We start from the raw sequence: 23,849 nt of genomic DNA on the forward strand, positions 1-23,849 counted from the left end.
GTGTTAATTTAAAACGGCTACTGGCGAGATTAAAAACCTCGCCAGCGAAAACAGGACTGCGTTTAAAGTTCTGCATCAACTCGAATCGATAACTCTTCAAGCTGTGCGTCTGTTACAACAGAGGGAGCGTGTGTGAGCGGACAAAGTCCCTGTTGCGATTTCGGGAACGCAATTACCTCTCGGATGTTCTCCTCGTTTCGCATCAGCATGACCATCCGATCTAAGCCTGGTGCAATGCCAGCATGCGGCGGTGTACCGTACGACAACGCATCTATGAAATAACCGAACCGACTTTCAACCTCCTCCGGTGTAATATCCAGAACGTCAAAAACCTTCTGTTGGATATCCCACTGGTGGATTCTGACACTCCCGCTACAGATTTCATACCCGTTGCACACGAGATCGTAGTGTTGGCTCTGAACCTTGCCCGGATCTGTGTCTAACAACGGTAATGTCTCCTCTGTCCCTCCGGTGAAGAGATGATGGAAAGGTTCGTAACGATTCTCATCCTCGTTCCACTCAAACAGCGGGTAATCAACGATCCACAGAAAATTGTACTGGGTTTCGTCAATGAGGTTCAGTTTTTTCCCGAGATGGAGGCGGAGATTCCCGAGGGCATCGGCGACGACTTTCGGCTTGTCAGCAACAAAGAACATGATGTCGCCCGGTTTCGCGCCCGTTCTTTCTTGTGCTGTTTCCAGTTGCTCCGTTGTGAAGAACTTAACGATCCCCGACGAGAACCCTTCTGTCGTGACCTTAACCCATGCCAATCCTTTTGCCCGGTACGTAGCGACGAATTGGGTCAGGTCATCGATGTCTTTGCGTGAAAAGTCCGCACCTCCTCGGGCGGCAATGGCTTTGACCTGCCCACCTGCTGACAAGGTGCGCGTAAATACCTGAAACTCACAATCCGCCATAACATCTGAGAGATCGGTGAGTTCCATACCGAACCGCGTGTCCGGTTTGTCGTTCCCGAACCGCGCCATTGACTCGTGATACGGGAGCCGTAGGAAAGGCGTTTGGACCGGAATACCACCCGCATCCTCAAATATGCGTTTCATCAACCCCTCGGTCACCTCAAGCACATCGTCGACGTCGGCGAATGACATTTCAATATCCAGCTGCGTGAATTCCAACTGTCTGTCAGAACGGGTATCCTCATCACGGAAACATCGCGCTATCTGGAAATATCGATCAACGCCGCTCATCATCAAAATCTGTTTAAACTGCTGCGGTGATTGTGGAAGCGCATAGAATCTGCCGGGGTAATGACGACTCGGAACGAGTACATCGCGTGCCCCTTCAGGTGTGCTGTTCATCAAAATAGGAGTCTCAATTTCAAGGAAACCCTGCTCGTTCATATAGTTACGTGCTGCGAGTGCTGCCTTATGCCGCATTGCTAAAGTTTTCTGCATCTCAGGACGACGCAGATCAATAAATCGGTAGCGCATCCGAATGTCTTCCGCTACGTCAATATCGTCTTCAACTGGAAACGGTGGCGTTTTAGCAGTATTCAGAATATTCAGAGAGTCCACAGCGAGTTCAATCTCACCCGTATCGAGTTCTGGGTTGACTGTGCCTTGATAAATGCTGAGACCTTCCTCTCCCCCCATATCTTCAATGACAATATGATATGTCCGATTATTTTCGAGATCGGTGAGCAGCCATCGCGTGCCAGCGACGCGGGTCACCACTTCAATCTCCCCGGAGAGCGTGTACTTCGTATCGACCTCTGCAAACAGGGATCGGAACGCTGGAGAGAGGGTGCCATCGTCGAGTTCGGTTTGGTACGCAGCATCCGCATGGAAGAGCAATTCGCCCGGATCACGTTCGCGAACGGTGCCACTGACGTTCAACACATATTCGCTTCTAATACTATCTGCGAGGGCGTGTGCTTTTTCGTCAATCTGCGGATCAAAGACTACTTGTGTGATGCCTGTTCTATCACGTAAATCAACAAAGATGACACCACCATGATCTCGACGGCGGTTGACCCAACCGTTGAGTTGCGCAGTCGTACCAACCTCGGTTAAGCGCAGGTCCCCACAATAATGGGTTCGTTTTAGACAAGGCGATGTGGCTTCTTGGGTTTCTTGAGACATTTTTCTATATTTCCTTGCGGTTCGGTCAAGTGGGTTAGCACTTTGACGCTTATTTTCGTAGACCGCCCTCCATTTCATTACGGGCTTGCTCGTCCTACGAAATTCAGGTTCTTAATTATTACTTGCGGTTCGGTTTTTTTAATTGTTCCTTGCGGTTCGGTCAGATGGGTTTTGAAGAATAACGCGCTTTTCCGTATATCCGCCCTCCTAGTGCTGTGTCACTCCTAAAATGATGGATGTGGGCAGCCACAAGGGACTGCCCCTACAGGGAAAATCCCTTCAACACACAGCACTAGCGCCGGTCTCCTATAGAGGCTTGCGGAACAATGTTACAGGCTACGGCTTCTCATTCTATCCAAGACAGCAGCCTGCAACAACGGCACAGGCGGATATAAGAGGAAATCCTCAATAAACAAAACACCCCATTTCTCGCCTCGCGAACATTTAAAAATTCCTTGCGGTTCGGTCAAGACGGATATTTTGTATCATTAAACACCGAATCGTTTCTGAAATTCACATCAGAAACAAATATTATTTTCTAAGCTGCTCAAGTTCACTCTGGATCTGCTCCCTGGCACTCAATAGATCGCTCGCATCTGTGGTAACACCAACAATTTCATCAAGTACTTTCAAGGCATTGTCGTAGGACTCTATCTGTTTCTGTGGCTGATTCATGGCGGCGAAAACGTTTCCAAGGATATAATGGGAGCGCCACGAATTGGCATCTACGGCGATGCCCTTCTTTCCATATCTTTCAGCTTCCTTCAGATTTCCCAATTGCAAATGGAGACCCGCCATTGCCGCAAAAATAGGGGCAGGCAACTGCGAAGTTATTTCCTGTCGTTCAAGTCGCTCGTAAGTCCGAAGGGCATCCTTATATCGTTCTTGGCGTTCATATAGGGGACCTAAGAGCAGGTAGACCTCAAATCTTTTAGGATCTCGTCTGAGTAATTCTTCGAGTTCCCTTGTTGCCTTTCCAAGTTCACCTTGCATCTCATACAACGTCGCTAGATGGAGATGTCCCTGGATGTCATCAGGATTCTGCGCCATCGTTTGCTGGACCTGCTTTTCAATTTGTCGGAGTTCTTCCTGCTCACCCTCACGGATCAACCCCGCAACTACACCAAAGTTATAGCGTATTGTTTCATCAACAGGATTGATTTCTACTGCATCATTCATGAGTGATGCTGCACTCTGGTACTGCCCACTGGCATAAGCAATCTGTCCACGGATTAACCGCTGCGTAGCTCTGAAGTAGGTGTCGAGTCTCTCTCGGATAACCCGCTTCTCTGCGAGTGTTGCGCCGTAGTTTTCAAGATAAGGTAGCACCCGTTCGCGATATTCTGACATCCCTTTAACGTTTTGCATTGTCGTCCCGACCAAGTCTGCCCCATGGAAGAATTCCAATCGAGGACGGTTGTCTGTGTGAATCGGTCCAACGCCAGCGTATTTACGCACAGTTTCAGGTCCCATCATGAATGAATCCAGTAGCGACGGACCGTCGAGGTCATCGGCAGTAAGTCCTTCGCGGATACTCGCGATCTGTGCACGTGCCATGAAGTTTTTGTAGTCAATTCGGAGTGGTCCAGGTGTGCCAATGAGAATCACAAAATCAGGCGTGTATTTGTACCAGAGCGTCGTATGCGGGAATACCTCAATGAAGGTGCGCACAATCATTTTATAATGCGCTTCCGGCAAGCGATGCAACGGTACCCACTGGCACATGATCCCATCCTCACTGAGAATCCGACGACACAGTCGGTAAAAATCGGCGGTATAGATATTGGAACTTCCGGCACTCACAAGCGGATGGATAATACCCGTTGAGATCATGTCGTATCTCGTCTTCGTCATCAGGATATGGTTCCGCCCATCGTTGAGCTTATAACTAAACAGCGGATTTTCAAACACATTCCCGTTGACGTGCGTGAAATGCTTTTGTGCAGCGGAAATCACACCACTGGACAATTCTATCGCATCAACCCGGACCCCGTGCTGTGTTATTGAATGTGAGGTAAGCCCCATACCGAACCCAACAACGAGTGCCTGTTTCGGACGAGGGTGTAACAGCAGTGGTAGGTGCGCAATGACGCGATGCGATGGAGAATCCCAACGCGAGGCGTCCGCCGCTTGATTTGTATCTACATAGAGGCGATAGACCCCTTCATCATCTTTCAATGTTGTTACAGTGGCGTCCACCTCTTCGTTGTAATCAATGAGCGTATCGCCGGGACGCTGCGTTTTGAAAATAGTACTCTTGAGAAAGAGCGGTTGATTCACCGTAAGTAAGAGGATTACAGCCAACCCGGCATTGAGAATCGGCATCCCAACGCCTACGCCTTGTAGGAGCGATTTCCCCGTTTCAGTGAGTTGCCTACTCCTCAAAACAAGGAGACACCCGATACCCGTGTTCAAGACTACCGTCAAAACGATGCTCGGGCGGATGCCAAGGAGTGGAATGAGGATAAACCCTGCACAAAACGCGCCCAAAATGCTTCCAACCGTGTTAACTGCGTAGACGTTTCCAATACTCCTTCCCAATTGGCGTGCGCTGCCGGTATAAATCTTCGTTACGAGTGGAAAACTCGCGCCCATCAAAAACGTCGGCAAACACATTACCAGAAAACAGGAGAAGAACGCCCAAAATCTACTCGAACCGAAGGTAGATTGGAACGCCTGGCTCATCCCGTACAATTCCTCAAACGCTGGCATCAAGATAAGCGCGAAAAGTCCGATACCGAGTTGAACGATGCCGAAAACTGCGACAGGTTGTTTAATCCGGTCGACCCAGCGCGAAAACACCATACTCCCCAGTGCAATGCCGAACAGGAACGCCGCAAGCATCGTCGCAAAGGCATACGTCGTGCTCCCGAGGAAGAAGACCATGATACGGGTCCACAACACTTCATACGCCAACGCACAGAACCCGGAGATACCTATCGCCCATAACACCAATTGTCTCTCAGGTAGATCAGGTACATCTTCAGATTCCGCTTGTTGTGTTTCTTCAGCGGGTTCGTCCGCTTCTGTTCCTGATACCTTCTGTGTCAACGCTAAAGCAATCGCTGCCACACCGAAATTAATAGCGATGCCGATACCGAGTGTCCATCGGATGCCCAGTGCCTCAATCAGGAAAAATCCCGCTGCCACAGTTCCGATAACGGCACCGAAAGTGTTCAACGCATACAGGATTCCGATGTTCGTCCCGAGTTGTTCCAGTCTCTTCACAAAGAATCGGGTTAGCACTGGTAGTGTGCCCCCCATCATCGTAGAGGGAATAAGGATGACCCCGAATGTCAGCACGAATCGAATCAGTGAGAGGGTATAGAATTCTGATGTGACGTTGCGATGGATCAGCACATAGATCGCGCCAAGTGCCGTTAAAATGAGGGGCCACACAAGGCAGAAAGCACCAATGCCGGCTTCCAGAAGCGCGTAGAGTCGTAGCGGAGACTGTGTGCTTTCGTCAATTTTCCGACCGAAGTAATAACTGCCGAGTGCGAGTCCTGCCATAAAGGCTGTCAGAACGGTACTCGTTGCAAAAACAGTACTCCCAAAGATGAGCGTGAGTTGCCGCATCCAGATGACTTGATAGATGAGTCCACTGGCACCGGAGAAGATAAAGATGAGCCAAACGATGGGCTTGATGTATCGCATTTTTTGTCCACGCTATAAACACTTCATCATTACAAGACTACTCAGGTTCTTTACATATATGATACGTCAACCAACCCCTGAATTTCAAGTAGAATCCTCTACCTTCTTCTCCAATCGTTCAATGTACCGAAAGGTTGTAGAGAAAATCATGTCCAACGTAGCGATGTCCCGCGCTTCCAACGGGGCACGGGAAAAGACACGTCGTAAGGATTTCAGATACGTCTCCCAATCCTCGTTATACGGAGTCACTTCGACCTTATCCAGCAAACGGGTCACGCGCTCATAGAACTCTTCCAAGGCATTCACTTCGGCATAATCAATCTCAGAGAGAGGGTATTCGTTGAGGCTTGCAGTGAAGACTTCATAGGCAAAGATTTGGACTGCCTGCGCTAAATTCAGAGAAGGGTTCTTTGTAGCCATCGGCACACTCGCAGTCAATTGGCAGAGACTTATCTGATCGGTGGACAAACCGAAATCTTCACGTCCAAACAGCAGCGCGACCTGTTTGTCTTGCGAAATTGTGGCAATCGTCTCTGCGGCTTCTCTGGCAGGGACGGGCTGTGGTAGGCGGACATCTCGGCGACGGTGCGTCGTCCCTACCAAATATTGGATACCCTCGAGTGCATCTTTGAGTTCAGGAACAACGTGGCAATTTTCAAGAATATCCTTCGCGCCGTGCGCCATATACCACGCCGCATCGACATCGCGAAACGGGACTGGATTCACGAGATAGAGTTGTGAGAGTCCCATTCCCTTTACAACTCTGGCGACAGAGCCGATGTTTCCCGGCTCACGCGGTTCAAAGAGGATAACTCGGATATTAGTGAGATTCTCTGGTACCGCAACAGGAATGGCACGGAAACTTCCGGTGGGTTGAATCGTTTTTGTGTCGGTGTTTGTTGACATATCAATAGGGTATCTGAAACCTCCCGAATTGTCAAGTGGAATTGCTTTAGAACGGCTGTGGACTTAACAACGCGCTTGCAATTTACTTCACTTTAAGGTATAATTAAAAAGGCTTAAATTGTGAAATTCGGATAATAACAAATCAAGGGGCATCGCTTGCAAGCCTATATCGTGAATAGCCCCGTATGTTCGTCTGTACTTGTATGGCTTGCAGGTTTTTAAAACTTGCTGTTAGGAGAAAGCCCTGTAACGGCTTTTTAATTTTACCTTGCGGAAAAATGATGTGCGTTCAGAACTCTTAGATGCGCTTCTTAAATCCGCACTCCATTCCATGACGTGCTAACGTTTTTGAAACTTTTCAGAACAAAACAATATATACGAAGGAATCTATCTGTCTTATGTCAACTAAAGTAGGTATTAATGGTTTTGGTCGGATTGGTAGGAACGCCTTTCGAGCAGCATTACAGAACCCCGCGTTAGATATAGACTTCGTGGCTATCAACGACTTGACAAACCCGGAAACACTCGCACACCTTCTCGAGTACGACTCCATTCACGGCATCTTGTCCGATGACATCGCTGTCACAGATAATGGATTGGTGGTAAATGGAAAAGAGATACGTGTTCTTGCCGAACGGGACCCTGGTAACCTACCGTGGGGTGAACTCGGTGTAGATGTCGTTATCGAATCCACCGGTTTCTTCACTGAGCGGGAAGACGCTGAAAAACACATCACTTCCGGCGGTGCGAAAAAAGTGGTCATCTCCGCCCCCGCGAAGGGTGAGGACATCACAATTGTGATCGGTGTTAACGACGATAAATATGACAAATCGGAACATCATGTTATCTCTAACGCTTCGTGTACGACGAACTGCCTCGCCCCCGTTGCAAAGGTCTTGCATGAAGCATTTGGAATTGAGAGCGGCTTAATGACAACCGTTCATGCTTATACTGGCGACCAGCGGGTTCACGACTTCCCACATTCCGATATGCGCCGCGCACGTGCGGCAACGCTCTCGATGATTCCGACGACGACCGGTGCCGCTGTTGCTGTTGGAAAAGTTCTGCCAGAATTGAACGGCAAACTCGATGGATTCGCAATCCGTGTCCCGACACCGAACGTCTCCGTGGTCGATCTCACCGTCGATCTCAAGAAGAGACCGAGTGCCGAAGCGGTCAACGCATCACTGAAAGAAGCAGCAGTGGGTAACTTGGATGGAATCCTCGGTTATTCCGAACTCGACCTCGTTTCATCGGATTTCAACGGGAACAAACTCTCCTCTGTTCTCGACGCACCCTTCACCAAAGTGATTGAAGATGGATTAATCAAAGTCCTTTCCTGGTATGATAACGAGTGGGGTTACTCCAACCGTCTTGTCGAACTCGTCGCTAAGACACTTTAATGGGAAGGACTATGAGAACACCTATCATTGCGGGAAATTGGAAACTGAACAAAACCATTTCAGAGGCGGTCGCACTCGCAACGGCGTTAAAGGCATCCGTTGCGGATGCCACGGACGTTGACATCATTGTTGCACCGCCGTTTACTGCACTCTCCGCTGTCAGTGATGCCATAGCGGGTAGCAACATTCGTCTCGCCGCCCAAGATGCCTATTGGGAGGACAGCGGTGCCTTTACTGGCGAAGTCTCTGTCCCAATGTTGAAAGATGCAGGGTGTGATTACGTCATTATCGGACATTCGGAACGGCGGCAATATTTCGGTGAAACGCACGACAGCGTCAACCAAAAGGTGAAAGCAGCGTTAGCACACGGCTTAAAGCCAATCATCTGCGTCGGTGAGCAACTCGAAGAACGGGAAGCCGGACACACAGAAACGGTGATTGAGAGCCACGTTAAGGGCGGTATTGCGGGCTTATCCGACGCTGACCTTTCGTCCTGCATTATCGCTTATGAGCCAGTTTGGGCAATTGGCACTGGAAAAACCGCTACACCTGATCAAGCACAGAAAGTCCATAACTTCATTCGAGGCTTGCTAACGAAAGGGTATTCGGCAGAAGTCGCGTCGCAGATATGCATTCAATACGGTGGCAGCGTTAAACCGGAGAATACAGCAGAACTCATGGCGCAGCCCGATGTGGATGGTGCACTCGTTGGCGGGGCAAGTCTTGAGGCAGAATCGTTCGCGGGAATCGTGAAAAGAGCAATCAGCAGTCAGTAATCAGCAGTCAGTTAAGAGGTTACTTGTAGCAACTCACCCCTTCTTGGAGTTCTCCACTTTGGAAAAGATTGTTACAATTCGCTCTTTACTGATAGCCGATAGCCGATTGCTACCTATTAGGAGGAAAGGATCAGATGGAAATTATTATTGGTTTCGTAGTATTTCTCTTCGTACCGGTCTGCGTCGTCTTGACGCTAATCATTTTGTTACAGGACAGCAAGGGTGAAGGACTTTCATCGAGCGCATTTGGTGGTGCCGAAATGCAGTCTGTTCTCGGAGGACGCGGTGCAGCAACCTTCCTAGGTAAACTGACGACATGGCTTGCTATCGGGTTCATGGTTATCTCACTGTTCCTGATGCGTTTCTACGGCGAAGATAGGGGTGGTGAACTCACACCGCTCGAACAGGAAACAACACAAGAAGCCACTACCGAACCTGTTGACACTACAGGCGAAGGAAGCATTGAAGTGACTACAGATGGAGGCAGCGGAGGCACAGCCGACGACGCATCAAAGACAGAACTCGATAGTGGTACCACTGACAACACAGAGTAGTTTTTAATTATTTCTTGCGGAGTAACAACGGGCGTTTGGACTTTGACGTGCGTTGATCAAATCCGCCTACGTGTTTTTGCTTGGGTGTTTCTGCGTATTGTTGCAGGCTGCTGTCTTGGGTAAACCAAAGCACATAGCCCGTAATATAATGGAGGGCGGATATACGGAAAGGAACGTCAAACCTGAAACCGACCTGACCGAACCGTAAGGAAAATTACAAAAACGCTTTCATGGACGGTACATCCACTCGTTGAGAATTGGCGCAAATCCATTTTATTAGGGGCTTTTCTAACCTTTCTTTTCATCGGCATCTATTGGGGTTTCCAATCAATTCACATCGCCCTGCTGTCTGCCACTTTCCTACTCGGATCGCTCTATAAATATTTTCTCCCGTTTCACCACCACTGTGAAGCAGATAAACTTATCATCACAAGCTGCTGCTATAGACTGGAGCGATCTTGGGAAACATTTCGCAGCTTCTATGTTGACGCGAACGGAGTATTGCTCAGCCCGTTTGCTCATCCGACACGCCTTGAAAACTTCCGCGGTGTTTACGTTCGATTTGGAAAACACTCCCCCGAGGAAGTTGTTAATTTTATCACCAGTAAGATTTCGCCAGAATCTTCTTCCTGAATATTGCAAAGGAACCGCAGATGCAAGGGAAAACAAGATGGGGCATACTGGGTCCCGGCACCATTTCACAGAAACTCGCCACTGCATTGAAAGCGATTCCCGATACAGAAATTACGGCTGTCGGCTCTCGAGACCTCCAAAGAGCCAACGCATTTGGGAATAAGTTTCGTATTCCACACAGACACGGGAATTACGCCGATCTTGCCCACAACCCTGAAGTAGATGTTATTTACGTGGCAACACCACATCCCTTTCACAAAGAGTGTGCAATGTTCTGTCTGGAAGCCGGAAAAGCGGTTCTATGTGAAAAGCCTCTCACTGTAGACGCGAAACAAGCTGAAGAACTGATCGTATGCGCACGGCAAAATAACCAATTTCTGATGGAAGCCATGTGGACCCGCTTTCTTCCCGTAATCGTTAAAGTTCAGGAATGGTTAGCCGAGGGTGCCATAGGCGAACCGCGTCTACTAACAGCAGACAAAGCCTCTCGTCAGACACTGAGCACTGAGATCCTCGAAGGCAGGCTCTTCAATCCAGAACTCGGCGGTGGCGGACTCCTGGACGTTGGGGTCTATACGATCGCGCTGGCATCCATGGTATTTGGCGCGCCCGCTCAAATCAGAAGTCTCGCACACATCGGGGAAACCGATGTGGACGAACAAGCCTCTATCCTGTTAGGCTACGATGCTGGGCAAATCGCCAACCTATTCTGCGCCATCAGAACCGAGACCCCAAGCGAGGCACGCATCACCGGAACCAAGGGGTCAATACATATTCCTGAATTCTGGCAAGCGACTTCTGCAACGCTCACTCGGACCGGAAGGGATCCTGTCCACATCGAAATCCCGTTCAAAAGCAACGGCTTCGAGAACCAAGCAATGGAGGTTATCAACTGTCTCCGGGAAGGGAAACTTGAAAGCGATGTGATGCCACTGGATGAGTCTCTATCCATCATGAGGACTATGGATACTATCAGATCTCAATGGGGATTGAAATATCCGAAGTTTAAGTCTGTTTTTGCTACGCCTGAAAACGAAACTGGGGTAATAATATGTCCAAAATCTTGACATCGAAACGAAGAACCACCCGTTCCTCAAGTCAATTGACGACTGTCGAGAATTCATACAGAAAGAGTTAGAAGGAATCAACGTCCGTTTTTTTAGTTGATTTTGTTACAGGAGAGGATACGATGAACGTTTCTGAATCGAACCATGCACAGAAAATTGCTACTACAGAAGAACTAAAAACCACCGTTTTAGATGCTGTGGACACTCAAAGTGTCACAGATATCCACACACACCTCTTTAGTCCTCCGTTCGGTGAGTTATTGCTATGGGGAATTGATGAACTGCTGACCTACCACTACCTCATCGCTGAAGTGTTCCGCAACGCTGACGTCTCATACCAACAATTTTGGGCGATGTCACAGACGGAACAAGCGGAATTGATCTGGCAAACATTGTTCATTGAGAATTCACCATTGAGCGAGGCGTGCCGCGGTGTCGTGACAACTTTAGATGCGTTAGGCTTGGATGTCGGATCGCGAAACCTACAGGACTATCGCGACTATTTTGCGGATACGACCGTCGAGGCTTTTATTGACACCGTCTTTGAACGCGCGAAAGTCTCTAAAGTGGTGATGACGAACGATCCGTTCGATTCGGCAGAAGCACCCGTATGGCAATCCGGCGACACTGGCGACACGCGGTTTGAAGCGGCTCTCCGAATGGATGTCCTCATCAACACCTACGAAGAAGTCGGTTATGAACATCTTCGCGGTCTCGGCTACGATGTCGATCCGAGTCTATCAACGAAAAAAACCTACAAAGAAATTCGCCGATTTTTAGAGACGTGGATTCAACGAATGAACCCGAAGTACATGGCGGTCTCTCTCCCACCGGATTTCCAATACCCCGATGATGGTGTTCTCGGACGGTTGTTTGACAACTGTATATTACCGATCTCCCGTGAATTTAACGTTCCATTCGCACTCATGATCGGCGTGAAGCGTGCGGTTAATCCACAACTTCAGATGGCAGGCGATGGAAGTGGAAAGGCAGACTTGACAAGTCTGGAAACACTACTCCGTGAAAATCCTGATAATAAGTTTCTCGTTACACTCCTATCGCGTGAAAATCAGCACGAGTTGTGTGTGATCGGACGAAAATTCAAAAATCTAATGATATTCGGATGTTGGTGGTTTATGAACAATCCGAGCGTCATTGAGGAGATCACACGAGAACGGATTGAATTGCTCGGTTTGAGCGTCATCCCGCAACACTCGGATGCGAGAATTTTGGATCAACTCCTCTATAAGTGGAAACACTCACGACGAATTATCGCAGACGTTTTGGTAGAAAAATATCAGACAGTCCTTGATGTCGGGTGGACACTGACTTCAGCAGAAATTGAACGCGATGTCAATAACCTGTTCGGCGGGAATTTCGAGCGATTTCTGAATGGGAACTAAGTTCACTTACGGGTTAACAACAACAGGGGGTTTCGCTGCACTTCGGGCAACCCTCTGCGTAGATTTTCGCGGCATCCTCAAGAGAGATACCGAGCAGGCTTGCTAATGTAGCGAGCCATGCAAAAACATCGGCAAACTCCTCATGGAGCCGCGTTATGTCTTGTGGTTGCTTGCGGATCTCTTTCGCTAACTCGCCCACCTCTTCAACGAACCATGTAAAGGTTAGTGGCACGCCACGCTCAGCATCGCGTGTGTAGTAGATATCTTCAATCTGTTTCTGAAACGCTTCAATTCTCATTTTTTAATTTTACCTTGCGGTTAAGTGCCACGGTTTCGGGGCTTCACGTGCTTCCGTATAGAGTCGCCTGCGCCGTTGTTGCAGGCTTCGTGTTCGTTACAAACCCGCAAATCCGTTGCGGTTTGACCAAAAACCTACTCATAATGGAATGCAGAGCAGTCCAGAGGCACACAGATTAAAAATCCTTTCATTGACCGTCTTGCGAATTATTTAAAAACCGTTGGCAATCGACCGAAACGGACAATTCATGTGTACCACTTCCAAAAATAACGCCCTTCAGCGGTGTTACATCCGAGTAATCTCGTCCCCACGCAATTGTGATATGTCGATCTATCGGTTTTTGGTTATTTGTTGGATCGAAATCTACCCAGCCAAGTTGCGGAAGATAGACCGAAAACCATGCATGGGATGCATCAGCACCTACTAACCGGGCCTGGTCGGGTGGTGGATCGGTTTCAATATACCCGCTGACATAACGGGCAGCAAGCCCCAACGCCCGTAGACAGCCAATACCGAGATGCGCAAAATCTTGACAGACCCCTCGCCGGTGCCGTATCACATCCGCCAACGGTGTCGCGATTGTTGTGAAATTCGGGTCATAAGTGAAGTCAGTGTAGAGGCGAGTGGTTAACTCTTCAACCGCTTCAAGGAGGGGTCGTTCTTTGGCAAATGACTTCTCAGCATAAGTCTGGAGTTCAGACATCATCGGAATCATTGGGGAGTCGAGGATGTACTGTCGCAACTCCAGAACCTCTGGATCCATATCTGTGTGTATCCGCTGGCGTATCTCTTCCCAAGCCAAATGTTCGGCGAAATCTAATTGCATCTCTCTGCCACTGACTTGCACATGACTCGTAACTGTAACGGTGAGTTCCCGATGCGGCTGCTGGATTGTGAAATAGTAGACGGTATTTCCGAAGAAATCCTGGCGTTCTCGGCACGCCCCAGGTTCGGGATCGACAACGAATTGACTATTGCTACAGTGTTGATGCACAAAACTTCGAGGCGTCAAGCGCGCTTCGTTGTAACAGAGGTTCACCGAGTCGCTGTAACTGTATTCGGTTTTGTGAATAATCTTGTAGTTCATATTTTAATGGCTGTCAGTTATCAGCCACTGGCAGTCAGTAAAGACGCATCTTTCTTTGCTGACGACTGAAAGCGAACGCAGTTAGCGTGCTGATTACTGACCGCTAATGGCTATTCTAAAAAAGCTGCTGGGGTCCTTGGACGTGACTGAAATAGGTCTGCGTCAGGACATCGGAGATAGCAATCATTATCTGCGCGAGCCGGACCAAGAGTTTTTCTAATCCTCTACGTTGTGTTGTATGCTCCGAACGTTCCGAGAGTTCCACTGTATCGGAAAGCTGCAACTGCGTTAGTGCCTCCAAAATGAGTTGTTCTTCCTCGCTGAGTCGATAGCCGAGTTTTTCTCTCGGAAGCACACGGATTTGTTCCTCAAGCCGTTTTAATTGATATAGAAGTGAGCGTGGATTGTGTTCATCGAGAAGTAGCAATTCAAGAACAGTTGGAAAGTGAAGTGCTGCGCGATATCGACTGCGATACGTGATCAAACTTTCAGCCGCAGCGAGAACAGATTCAAGTAGGAGTCGTTCGATCCATTCATCTTGCACTGCGACGAGACTGGAACGACACAGCACAATCAGAAGCATCGCACGTTCAATACGCCGCCCCATATCCATGCTGATCCAGCCGATCGTTTGGGTCATGCTCTCGGCGTTAAGTCCGCTTAATGCTGAAAGAAAAATCATGAGCTGATCGAGTGCAGCCAATTCTGTGTCTTGTAAGATAAAATCCGTTAGTATCTGTGCGTCTGTGTCGCCTTCTTTGGGCATACGTCTATCAAGTGCGGCGCATAAATCCTCAATATTGTTCATCACACGCCACGTATCGGTGGACCAGCGATCTCGGACAGCATACGCCGCACTAAGGAGTGCCTGAAGCGTTGACACGAGACTCCCGCTGTTTTCTGTATCCCGCATGATGGAAAGGAGTTCGCTTTCCAGTGATTGTTCGTCTTTTCTGACAAAACCGGGGTGAGACGACCTTAAACCCGTGAGAGAACGAAGCATACTACGGAGGTACGCAAGTTCAGAAACCTCTCTCGCATCTTCGCCAACAATCTCCGTGAAAACAGTGGACGGTGGCACCTCGCCTAAAGTCGAAGTCTCCAAACCCATCTGGCTCATCTTGACCTTATCCAACATAATTCGGAGGAGACGTGCCTGTCCCTCGGCGCGTTCCGCATAGCGACCGACCCAGAACAGGTTTTCAGCTGCCCGACTCGACAATCCAGCAGGATTCGTAGAAGCAGGACCCCGCACCTCAGTGATACGCCGCTGCCATAAACTGACATGCGGCTCAGGTTCTGAAGCGAGCACCCAAGTATCCTTACTAACACCACCATCTTGGATTGAGATCGTCAACTCACCTCTGTCTCCGGCACAACGCGTGAGTGCACCGGGCATCACGGCGTAGCCCTCTTTTTCAGCAAATAGAAAACAACGGAGGATTGCGCGGCGTGGTTCAAGTTTCCCTTCAATCAACGAAGGTGTTGTCGATAAGTGAATATGTTCCTGTCCGACATACAAGTGCGGATTTGCATTAATCTGGATACGGAGTGTGTCAAGTGCCGCCTTGCTAAGCTGCATCCCAAACAGCGGTCCTTCCCCTGGTTGACGGTGAATGGTTTTAATAACCAACTTTTCAAGGTTCGCCAACACATATTCCCGCTGCTTCGGTTCCCCACACCACCATGTTGCAACAGATGGGAGACGGAGGTCTTCGCCCATCAAGTGCTTTGAGATGCCCGGCAGGAAGGGCATCAACCCCGGATTTTCCAAAACACCGCTGCCGGGTGGGTTTATCACGATCACGTTTCCCTGTCGAATTGCTTCCAGTAAGCCGGCAACGCCAAGTTGCGAATCTTGTCGGAGTTCCAACGGGTCACAGAAGGTGTCGTCTACTCGGCGCAGGATGATATCGACGGGACGTAAACCGTCAAGTGATTTTAGCCAGACCCGTCCATCCCACACCGTCAAATCGTCACCTTGGACTAAAGTATAACCGAGGTAATTCGCGAGATAGGCATGCTCAAAGTAAGTTTCGTTGAGGGGACCAGGGGTGAGTACAACGACGTGCGGATTTTCTGCCTGGTGCGGCGCGATACGGATGGCACTTTCGAGTTGATATTGCAGATCTGCCACACTGTTTTGGAGTGCACGGAAGAAAAAGGAGAGTCGATGAACGCCGACTTCGCCAAAGAAATTCGGCAGTGCTCGCGCAAGAACGGTACGGTTTTCGAGCGCGTAACCGGCACCTGATGGTGCTTGTGCCCGATCACTGAGTATCCATATATTGCCATCTGGTCCGCGTGCCAAATCGGCGGCATAATTCAGCAGGAATGGGAATCCAGAGGAAGCAAGTCCGACACACGCCCGTAAAAACCCTGCATGTGCATAAACCACTTCCGGTGGTATCACCCCATCTTTGATCAAGGTGCGTTCCCCGTAGAGATCGTTCAAAATCAGGTTCAGCAGTTCCGCACGTTGGGTAAGTCCATTAGAGATCGTTTGCCAGTCAGTGTTCGAGATGATAAATGGAATGGGATCAAGTTCCCATGGACGATGTCCGTGCTGCTCCCCGTGTAAGACGTAAGTAACACCATTCTCACGGAGCAGGCGTTTCACCTCGTTGTCGCGAGATTCCATCTCTGCGAGTCCTAAGGTGTCGAGTGCCTGCACAAAGGCGTGCCAGTGCGGATTGATCCGTCCATCCCGGTTCAGCATTTCATCAATCTGTCCAGTCGGAAAGTCGCCTGTACTTCCATAAGGCAAGTCAGCGGAATGAGCGGTGTTATAACTATCGTCAATCACCTTCCAATTTTCCATATCTGTCCTGATAAAATTGTAAAGTTTCCAAGGGTCTAAAATTTCAAAGTTGTAAAATGGTCAGAAGCGATTAAACCCTCTTGCAACTTCCTAACTTCTTAACTTGCAAACTACCTTGTGGCTCCACATCTGGCACCATGTCAAGAGTTTCTACGGAGATCCAATGTGTACGGATATTCGGCATTTGTTTCTTCCGGTGGAACGACCATCGGACCCGGCGGATTCCCTGCTGGAGAAAACTCTCCGGTTGATGCCGAAACCGGAGGCGGTTGCATAACGCTCGGCGTATGTCCGTCAGTCCCGAACCGATTCACGCGTCGGGATTCCGCCTCGTAGGCGTTGACAGGGAAGGTGTCGTAGTGCCGCCCACCCGGATGCGAGACATGATAGGTGCAACCTCCGATTGAACGACCGTTCCACGTGTCAATGATGTCAAACACAAGCGGTGAGTGTATACCGATAGTTGGATGCAATGCTGATGGGGGTTGCCATGCACGATAGCGCACTCCACCAACGTATTCCCCATGTGTCCCTGTATTGTGAAGAATTAAACGACGCCCGTTGCACGTCACAATGTATCGGGAGTCCGTCAATCCAGATACTCTCACCTGAAGCCTTTCAACAGATGAATCAACAAAACGTGAGGTACCTGCTCGGGTAACCTCCTCGCCCAACACATGCCACGGTTCAATCGCCATCCTCAATTCGATTTCAATATCTCGTATATTCACACTGCCTAACTTCGGGAAACGGAATTCAAAAAATGGATCCAACCATGCCATCTCAAACGGATAACCAGCCTCTTGCAGTTCGGTAATGACCTCCTGTATATCAGCCCGAACGTAGTGATACAGCATGAATCGGTCATGCAATTCTGTCCCCCAGCGCACGAGTTTCCCCTTGTAAGGGGTCTTCCAGAATTTGGCGATTAATGCGCGCACTAACAGCATCTGCACAATGCTCATCTGTGCATGCGGTGGCATCTCGAAAGCCCGAAGCTCAAGCAGTCCGAGTCTTCCACTTGCTGAATCAGGGGAATAGAGTTTATCAATACAGAATTCCGCACGATGCGTATTCCCCGTGAGATCTACCATAAGGTGTCTCAGCAACCTGTCTACCAACCAAGGTGGAACATCTTCAGCATCACCGATCATTTCCACAGACGGCATCTGTTCAAAAGCGACCTCAAGTTCATAGAGTTGTTCATCACGTCCTTCGTCCACTCGAGGTGCCTGACTCGTGGGTCCAATAAATGTACCGGAAAAGAGATAAGACAAACTGGGGTGATGTTGCCAGTGGGTGATAAGACTTCTCAGTAAATCCGGTCGCCTCAGAAATGGACTATCCGCAGGAGTAGCACCACCAACTACAATATGATTGCCGCCACCGGTTCCCATGTGCCTACCGTCCAACATGAATTTCTCAGCACCAAGTCCTTCTAACCGCGCTTGTTCGTAAAGGGTCGTGGTATTCTGGACCACTTCCTCCCAATTTTTCGCCGGATGAATGTTCACCTCAACCACGCCTGGATCGGGTGTCACGTCTAAGGATTCAATCCGAGAATCATGCGGAATCTCATATCCTTCGAGAATCACCGGCATGTTCAACGCTTCGGCAGTCGCCTCAGTTGCCTCAAGAAGCTGCAGATAATGCTCTACATGCGTCAAAGGGGGCATAAAAATGTGCAATCGTCCGTCCCGCGGTTCAATGCACAGAGCTGTTTGAAAAATCGGCGGAAGCGCGCCATCACGATGATTGTGATCGCGTGACTTCTGAGTTTGTGTATCTCTATTTTCAGTTGCAGGTGTGTCTTCCGTGTGGTCTGCGCCCAATACCTCCAAACTTTCCTCGCATGGCTCCAGAGGGTCGCGTTCGTAAACTATCTCCTGCTGTTCCTCCGGCACCCACTCTAAAGACTCCAAGGGTAGACGTAACCCGATAGATGAATCACCGGGGGTTAAGAACATGCGTCCACCCCTAAAACGCCACGAACAACTCTCCCAAACATTAGCTACAAGATCCCAACGGAGCGGTAGCGCGTACCCGATCGGTTCCCCGAGCGTGTCAGTCTGTAGAAGTTGCGCGAGTCGGTGTCGTTCGGAAGCTTCCTTGAAATCAAATTCAAGCGGATCAATGTTGACAGGAAGTCTCTCTTCCGTCCAAAGGAAAAAAAACGCGTCTTCATAAGCGGGGACTATTTGATCGGGCAAGAGTCCCAAGCGTTTGACGAGGTGGTGCACGAATCTCTCGGCATCTTGAGCACCGAAACCATAGTCTTTATGTGGTTCGGCGAGAAGCTTATCGTTTCGCCAAACGGGGACCCCGTCCTTCCGCCAAAAACACCCGAACTTCCAACGGGGTAACGGCTCGCCGGGGTACCATTTTCCTTGTCCATAATAGAGCGCGCCACCGGGTCCGAAACTATCGCGCAAACGCAGTAAAAGTCCTGCTCCCAATTCCCTTTTCCTCGGACTGTCCGCCTCGGTATCCCATTCCTCACCTTCCGTGTCATCAATGGATACAAAAGTAGGTTCACCGCCCATTGTCAGTCGAATGTCGTTCCGAATTATATCTTCGTCAACCTGCTGTCCGAGGCCATTAATATGAGCCCACTGCGTTTCCGTGTAAGGTTTTGTCACGCGCGGGTCTTCATGGATACGCTGGACGGTGTTGCTATAGGTAAATTCTGTTTCACACGGATCTGTATAGCCAGTGACGGGTGCCGCACTCACCGGATCCGGCACACACGCCAACGGAATATGCCCTTCGCCTGCAAATAAGCCGGACGTAGGATCCAACCCTACCCAGCCTGCACCGGGTGCGTAAACCTCGCACCAAGCATGTAAATCGGTAAAGTCTTGGGGTGGACCGGCGGGTCCGTCTACAGGTTTTTGATCCGCAACAAGTTGGACGAGGTATCCAGAGACAAACCGAGCGGCTAAGCCAAGGTGGCGTAAAATCTGAACGAGCAACCAACCCGTATCCCGGCATGAACCGATCTGCTTTTCTAACGTCTCTTCACAGGATTGGACACCCGGTTCCATCCGAATCGTGTACTTTACATCTTTCCATAGGCGTTGGTTAATGTCAACGAGAAAATCATTCGTTTCCTGCTTCGTCCGTGGAACATCTTCTAACCAAGCTGTAAGCAGGGGACCATTTTCTTTGATCTCAAGGAAAGGGGCTAATTCCTCTTTGAGCTGCGCGTCGTAAGTGAATGGATAGTGTTCGGCACTCGTTTCCAGGAAAAAATCGAACGGATTGATGATGGTCATATCCGCAACAAGATCGACTTCAACTGACAAAGCACGCGTGGGTTCCAAGAAAACAACACGAGCCTGATAATTACCGAATGGATCCTGCTGCCAGTTAATAAAATGATTCTCAGGTTCGATTCTGAGTGAATACGCTTCAATCGGTGTGCGGCAGTGGACCGCAGGTCTCAACCGAAAAACGTGTGGAGACAGGTTGACAAGCCGATCATAGCGATACAGAGATTTGTGGTTGATTGCTACATGGATAGCCATCTTTTAATTACACCTTGCGGATTTTAATTATACCTTGCGGTAAGAATGGCAATCGGCTATCCCCAAGGTAAATTTAACATTCCCCGTCAAATCCCCATGCTTTAGCTTGCGGGATGTAGACGGCATATAGGTTTACCATTAAAAAACACTTGACATTTCGTCCAAAATATTGTATAATTATAGCATCAGTTTGGCAGACAGTTCAAGCGTAATCGCAAGATTGCGTGTCTGCCTACCCACTTGAACGGGGTTAAACGAACTGATAACTGATAAACCATGAGAAAAGCCTACAAACATAAACTACAAAATCAATCTAACACAATCAGACTTGGCAATATGATTGACGATATGTGGGATATACACGTTCATGTCCTACTATTGGCACGTCGGTATTATCGTATGTTCGGTAAGAACCTTTCAGCCAATCGCATCAATAAGCATATCACAAAACTCAAAAAGCGAACAAAACCACATTGGGCAGACCTACCAAGTCAAGTTATTCAAGACGTTGTGTTACGTTACGGCAAATCTCGGGACGCTTTTTTTGATAACATAAAAGCTCGTAAAGCGGGTGAAACAACACGTAAAGTTGGTTTTCCGAAGATAAAACCGCGTCAGAAATACAACTCAATGACGTTTACACAAGCAGGCTACACACTTGAAGATAATCGTATCAAAATCAATTGTATAGACACATGGTTCTCTTTTCATAAACACCGTGAAATTAACGGTGTCATTAAAACGATCACAATCAAACGCGATAGGTGCGGCGACTATTGGATATGCTTTTCGTGCGAGAATGTTAACGATTCCGAACCCAAAGCCAAGACGGGTAAGAGCGCAGGTTTTGATTACGGAAACAAAACATTCCTAACAAGCGACGAAGGCACTAAGATAGAATCTCCGCAGTTTTTCAAACAATCTCTCAAGACGTTACGATCTCTCAACAAAGCATTGAGTCGTAAAGTCAAAGGTTCTAACAATTGGTATCGTACGTACCGTGCTTTAGCACGGCACCACAGAAAAGTTGCCCGACAAAGAGAAGATTGGCAGTGGAAACGTGCTGACGAACTCTGCACAGCGTTCTTGGCTGCCTAAAGTGGAGCGACAGTCAGACGGTGGACTCTTAGAGAAAACCGCAGTCGCGAGGAAGCACAAGCCCCTACCTTCAGGTAGTGGGTACCTTTGACAGGCTGTTCGCGGATTCTCCATTGACGGGGCGCAAAGCCAAAAAGGTCTTATGGATATCATCACCGACTAAGTTCAACTTAGTTTGGAAGGCATCAAGAAATTCGTGCAAACCCGTCGAGAGAATCTGTTTGACTTGAGTATACGCAAATTCAGCACGCAACTGTCCCAAACGCTGCTCTGCCGGATTCGAGAATGTCTCTGAGGGAGTACCAGAGATGGCGTGTAGGGACTCCTCTGCCTTGGAGAGACAGTAAAGCACAGAGCGCGGGAAATCGCGATCTAAGAGTAGAAACGCCACAACATCGTCGGGTGAGATAAGCCCATACGTCCGACGATACATTTCAAAGCCACTGGCGGAATGGAGCAGCGCGCCCCACTGAATATCGTCAAATGGCGTGTTCACATCCCAGATAGATGGCAGTAAAATAAAGTATTTGACATCAACGATTCTTGATGTTTTATCAGCGCGTTCGATAAGACGTCCCAACTGGCTGAAATGCCACGCTTCGCTATGTGACATGATGTTATCTGTCAGTCCCATGAAGAGGTGGGAGGCGAGTTTGATTTCTCGAAAGAATTCATGCGGTTCATCCATTGCCCACTGTTCGGAGGTGTTTGCCACTAATAAGTAGGCATCATTTAACTGTTCCCACATCTCTGATGAGATGTTTTCGCGTACCGACCGGGCATTTTCACGTCCAGCTCGCAGACACGAGACAATCGAATTCGGATTTTCAGCGTCGAATGCCAAAAACCGAATTACCGCCTCGCGTGATGATTCCCCGTATCGCTCAGCGAATACCTCATCATCACCTGTCGTAGCAACCAACGGTTCCCACTGCGTCTGCATATCGGCTGGTGCATCAAGAATCAGTTGCAAGTTAACATCCACAAAACGGGCAACGTTTTCAGCACGTTCTATGTAGCGACTCATCCAGTAAATTGATTCTGCAACGCGACTTAGCATGACCTCCTCCTACGTCGGATTCGATAAGACCCAGGTATCTTTGCTGCCACCACCTTGAGAGGAGTTGACGACCAAGGATCCCTTTTTGAGTGCGACCCGTGTTAACCCACCCGGAAGCACATAGATATCTTCGCCGTAGAGGATAAAGGGGCGCAAATCGACGTGCCGTCCTTCAAAATGGTCGTCAATCAGCACCGGCACCCGTGAAAGCGAGAGTGTCGGTTGGGCGATGTAGTTGCGCGGGTTGTCTTTGATGCGGCGTGCAAATTCTTCGCGTTCTGCTTTGGTTGAATGCGGGCCGATCAACATCCCGTAGCCGCCAGACTGGTTTGCTTCCTTCACAACGAGTTCTTCGAGATGCTCCAGAACGTATTTTCGATCTGTGTCTTCCCAGCACATATAGGTCGGGACGTTTGGGACGATAATGTCTTCGTCGAGGTAGTACTTGATAATCTTTGGCACGAACGAACAGACGACTTTGTCGTCGGCGACGCAAGTCCCCGGGGCATTGACCAAAGCAACGCGCCCTGCTTTGTAAACATCCATTAACCCTGGGACACCCAACATTGATTCAGGATTAAGCACGGTTGGGTCAAGGAAATCGTCGTTAATGCGGCGATAGATCACATCAACACGCTCAAAACCTTTTGTCGTCCGCATGTGAACGAACCCGTCCACCACGACGAGATCGCGTCCTTCAACTAATTCAACCCCCATCTGTTGTGCAAGGAAGGAATGTTCAAAGTAGGCAGAATTGTAAATACCGGGTGTAAGCAAGGCAACTTCGGGAGACAGCACTTTGTCAGTCACAAGATACCGGAGCATATTCAGGAGTTGACTCGGGTATTCCTCCACAGGTTGAATCTGGGACATCCCAAAAAGTTGTGGAAAGGTCCGTTTCATTAACTGCCGATTTTCCACGACGTAAGAAACCCCGGATGGACACCCAAGATTATCTTCTAATACATAGATTTGTCCGTCGCCATCACGAACCAAATCCGTTCCGGTGATATGGCACCAAACGCCGCGCGGTGGATTCAAACCTATGCATTGCTGTAGGTATCGTTCCGATGAAAGCACAACGTCCGCTGGGACAACGCCATCCTTGAGAATCTTCTGATCGTGGTAAACGTCGTCAATGAATAAATTCAGGGCGTGGATGCGCTGTTTGAGCCCGCGTTCTATCCAGTTCCATTCGCTGGCATTAATAATTCTCGGGATAAGATCGAAAGGAAATATTTTTTCGATACCCTGTTCGTCGGCATAGACGTTGAAGGTTATGCCCATTCGGAGCAAGGCGTGTTCAGCGGCAATTTGGCGGCGATTTAACTCGCCTTCAGGAAAACTTTCAATGCGTTCTACCAGCATCTGAACAGCAGGACGGGCATTTCCGTCTGGCGTGAACATCTCATCATAAAATCCATCAGTATTGTATCCATCAAATCCTGTCATTGCAA

The 23,849-nt window shown here is 49.0% G+C and carries 15 protein-coding genes; 6 read left to right on the forward strand and 9 right to left on the reverse strand.

Translation table 11 applies throughout. From position 1 onward, the window contains the following. Positions 1-62: 62 nt before the first annotated feature. The 3 genes from aspS to J4G07_01285 all read right to left on the reverse strand — a co-directional run bounded on the left by aspS (position 63) and on the right by J4G07_01285 (position 6,665). Positions 63-2,102: an aspartate--tRNA ligase gene (gene aspS / locus J4G07_01275; protein MCE2412612.1), complete on the reverse strand. Its 2,040-nt coding sequence runs from the start codon at positions 2,100-2,102 to the stop codon at positions 63-65. Positions 2,103-2,633: 531 nt separating this feature from the next. Further along, a complete protein-coding gene (locus J4G07_01280; GenBank protein ID MCE2412613.1) occupies positions 2,634-5,759 on the reverse strand; it encodes a fused MFS/spermidine synthase in 3,126 nt (1,041 codons plus the stop codon). Between the two features lie 84 nt (positions 5,760-5,843). Next, the gene (locus tag J4G07_01285) at positions 5,844-6,665 is read right to left on the reverse strand and encodes an RNA methyltransferase (protein ID MCE2412614.1); all 822 of its coding nucleotides are present in this window, start codon (positions 6,663-6,665) and stop codon (positions 5,844-5,846) included. Between the two features lie 398 nt (positions 6,666-7,063). Here J4G07_01285 and gap point away from each other — a divergent pair, with 398 nt between their 5' ends. The 5 genes from gap (at position 7,064) to J4G07_01310 (ending at position 12,501) form a co-directional block, all read left to right on the forward strand. Further along, complete coding sequence (gene gap, locus J4G07_01290; protein ID MCE2412615.1) at positions 7,064-8,068, forward strand: type I glyceraldehyde-3-phosphate dehydrogenase; 1,005 nt, start codon at positions 7,064-7,066, stop codon at positions 8,066-8,068. Between the two features lie 11 nt (positions 8,069-8,079). Continuing rightward, positions 8,080-8,844: a triose-phosphate isomerase gene (gene tpiA / locus J4G07_01295; protein MCE2412616.1), complete on the forward strand. Its 765-nt coding sequence runs from the start codon at positions 8,080-8,082 to the stop codon at positions 8,842-8,844. Between the two features lie 134 nt (positions 8,845-8,978). Continuing rightward, positions 8,979-9,398 (forward strand): preprotein translocase subunit SecG, encoded by a 420-nt coding sequence (secG, locus tag J4G07_01300; protein ID MCE2412617.1) that lies wholly within the window; start codon positions 8,979-8,981, stop codon positions 9,396-9,398. Between the two features lie 653 nt (positions 9,399-10,051). Continuing rightward, on the forward strand, positions 10,052-11,098 hold the full coding sequence (locus J4G07_01305) for a Gfo/Idh/MocA family oxidoreductase (protein MCE2412618.1): 1,047 nt from the start codon (positions 10,052-10,054) through the stop codon (positions 11,096-11,098). A 122-nt stretch (positions 11,099-11,220) separates the two neighbouring features. Continuing rightward, the gene (locus tag J4G07_01310; protein ID MCE2412619.1) at positions 11,221-12,501 is read left to right on the forward strand and encodes a glucuronate isomerase; all 1,281 of its coding nucleotides are present in this window, start codon (positions 11,221-11,223) and stop codon (positions 12,499-12,501) included. Positions 12,502-12,514: 13 nt separating this feature from the next. On the opposite strand, the gene J4G07_01315 is transcribed toward J4G07_01310, so the two are convergent. The 4 genes from J4G07_01315 to J4G07_01330 all read right to left on the reverse strand — a co-directional run bounded on the left by J4G07_01315 (position 12,515) and on the right by J4G07_01330 (position 20,234). After that, positions 12,515-12,799, reverse strand: coding sequence for a nucleotide pyrophosphohydrolase (locus J4G07_01315; protein MCE2412620.1), 285 nt, complete (start codon positions 12,797-12,799; stop codon positions 12,515-12,517). A gap of 187 nt (positions 12,800-12,986) precedes the next feature. Beyond that, a complete protein-coding gene (locus tag J4G07_01320; protein ID MCE2412621.1) occupies positions 12,987-13,886 on the reverse strand; it encodes a transglutaminase family protein in 900 nt (299 codons plus the stop codon). A gap of 115 nt (positions 13,887-14,001) precedes the next feature. Further along, positions 14,002-16,707 carry a circularly permuted type 2 ATP-grasp protein gene (locus J4G07_01325; protein MCE2412622.1) on the reverse strand — a complete coding sequence of 902 codons (2,706 nt, stop codon included), beginning with the start codon at positions 16,705-16,707 and terminating at the stop codon, positions 14,002-14,004. A 140-nt stretch (positions 16,708-16,847) separates the two neighbouring features. Next, the gene (locus J4G07_01330; GenBank protein MCE2412623.1) at positions 16,848-20,234 is read right to left on the reverse strand and encodes a transglutaminase family protein; all 3,387 of its coding nucleotides are present in this window, start codon (positions 20,232-20,234) and stop codon (positions 16,848-16,850) included. A gap of 276 nt (positions 20,235-20,510) precedes the next feature. On the opposite strand from J4G07_01330, the gene J4G07_01335 reads away from it, so the two are divergent. Continuing rightward, positions 20,511-21,332, forward strand: a complete 822-nt coding sequence (locus J4G07_01335; protein MCE2412624.1) for a transposase — start codon at positions 20,511-20,513, stop codon at positions 21,330-21,332. A gap of 70 nt (positions 21,333-21,402) precedes the next feature. On the opposite strand, the gene J4G07_01340 is transcribed toward J4G07_01335, so the two are convergent. Beyond that, entirely contained in the window at positions 21,403-22,392 is a 990-nt protein-coding gene (locus tag J4G07_01340) for an alpha-E domain-containing protein (GenBank protein MCE2412625.1), read from the reverse strand. 9 nt (positions 22,393-22,401) lie between these two features. Then, complete coding sequence (locus tag J4G07_01345; protein ID MCE2412626.1) at positions 22,402-23,844, reverse strand: circularly permuted type 2 ATP-grasp protein; 1,443 nt, start codon at positions 23,842-23,844, stop codon at positions 22,402-22,404. Positions 23,845-23,849: the final 5 nt, after the last annotated feature.

The sequence above is a fragment of the Candidatus Poribacteria bacterium genome, from assembly GCA_021295715.1.
In the GTDB taxonomy this organism is placed as follows: Bacteria; Poribacteria; WGA-4E; order WGA-4E; family WGA-3G; genus WGA-3G.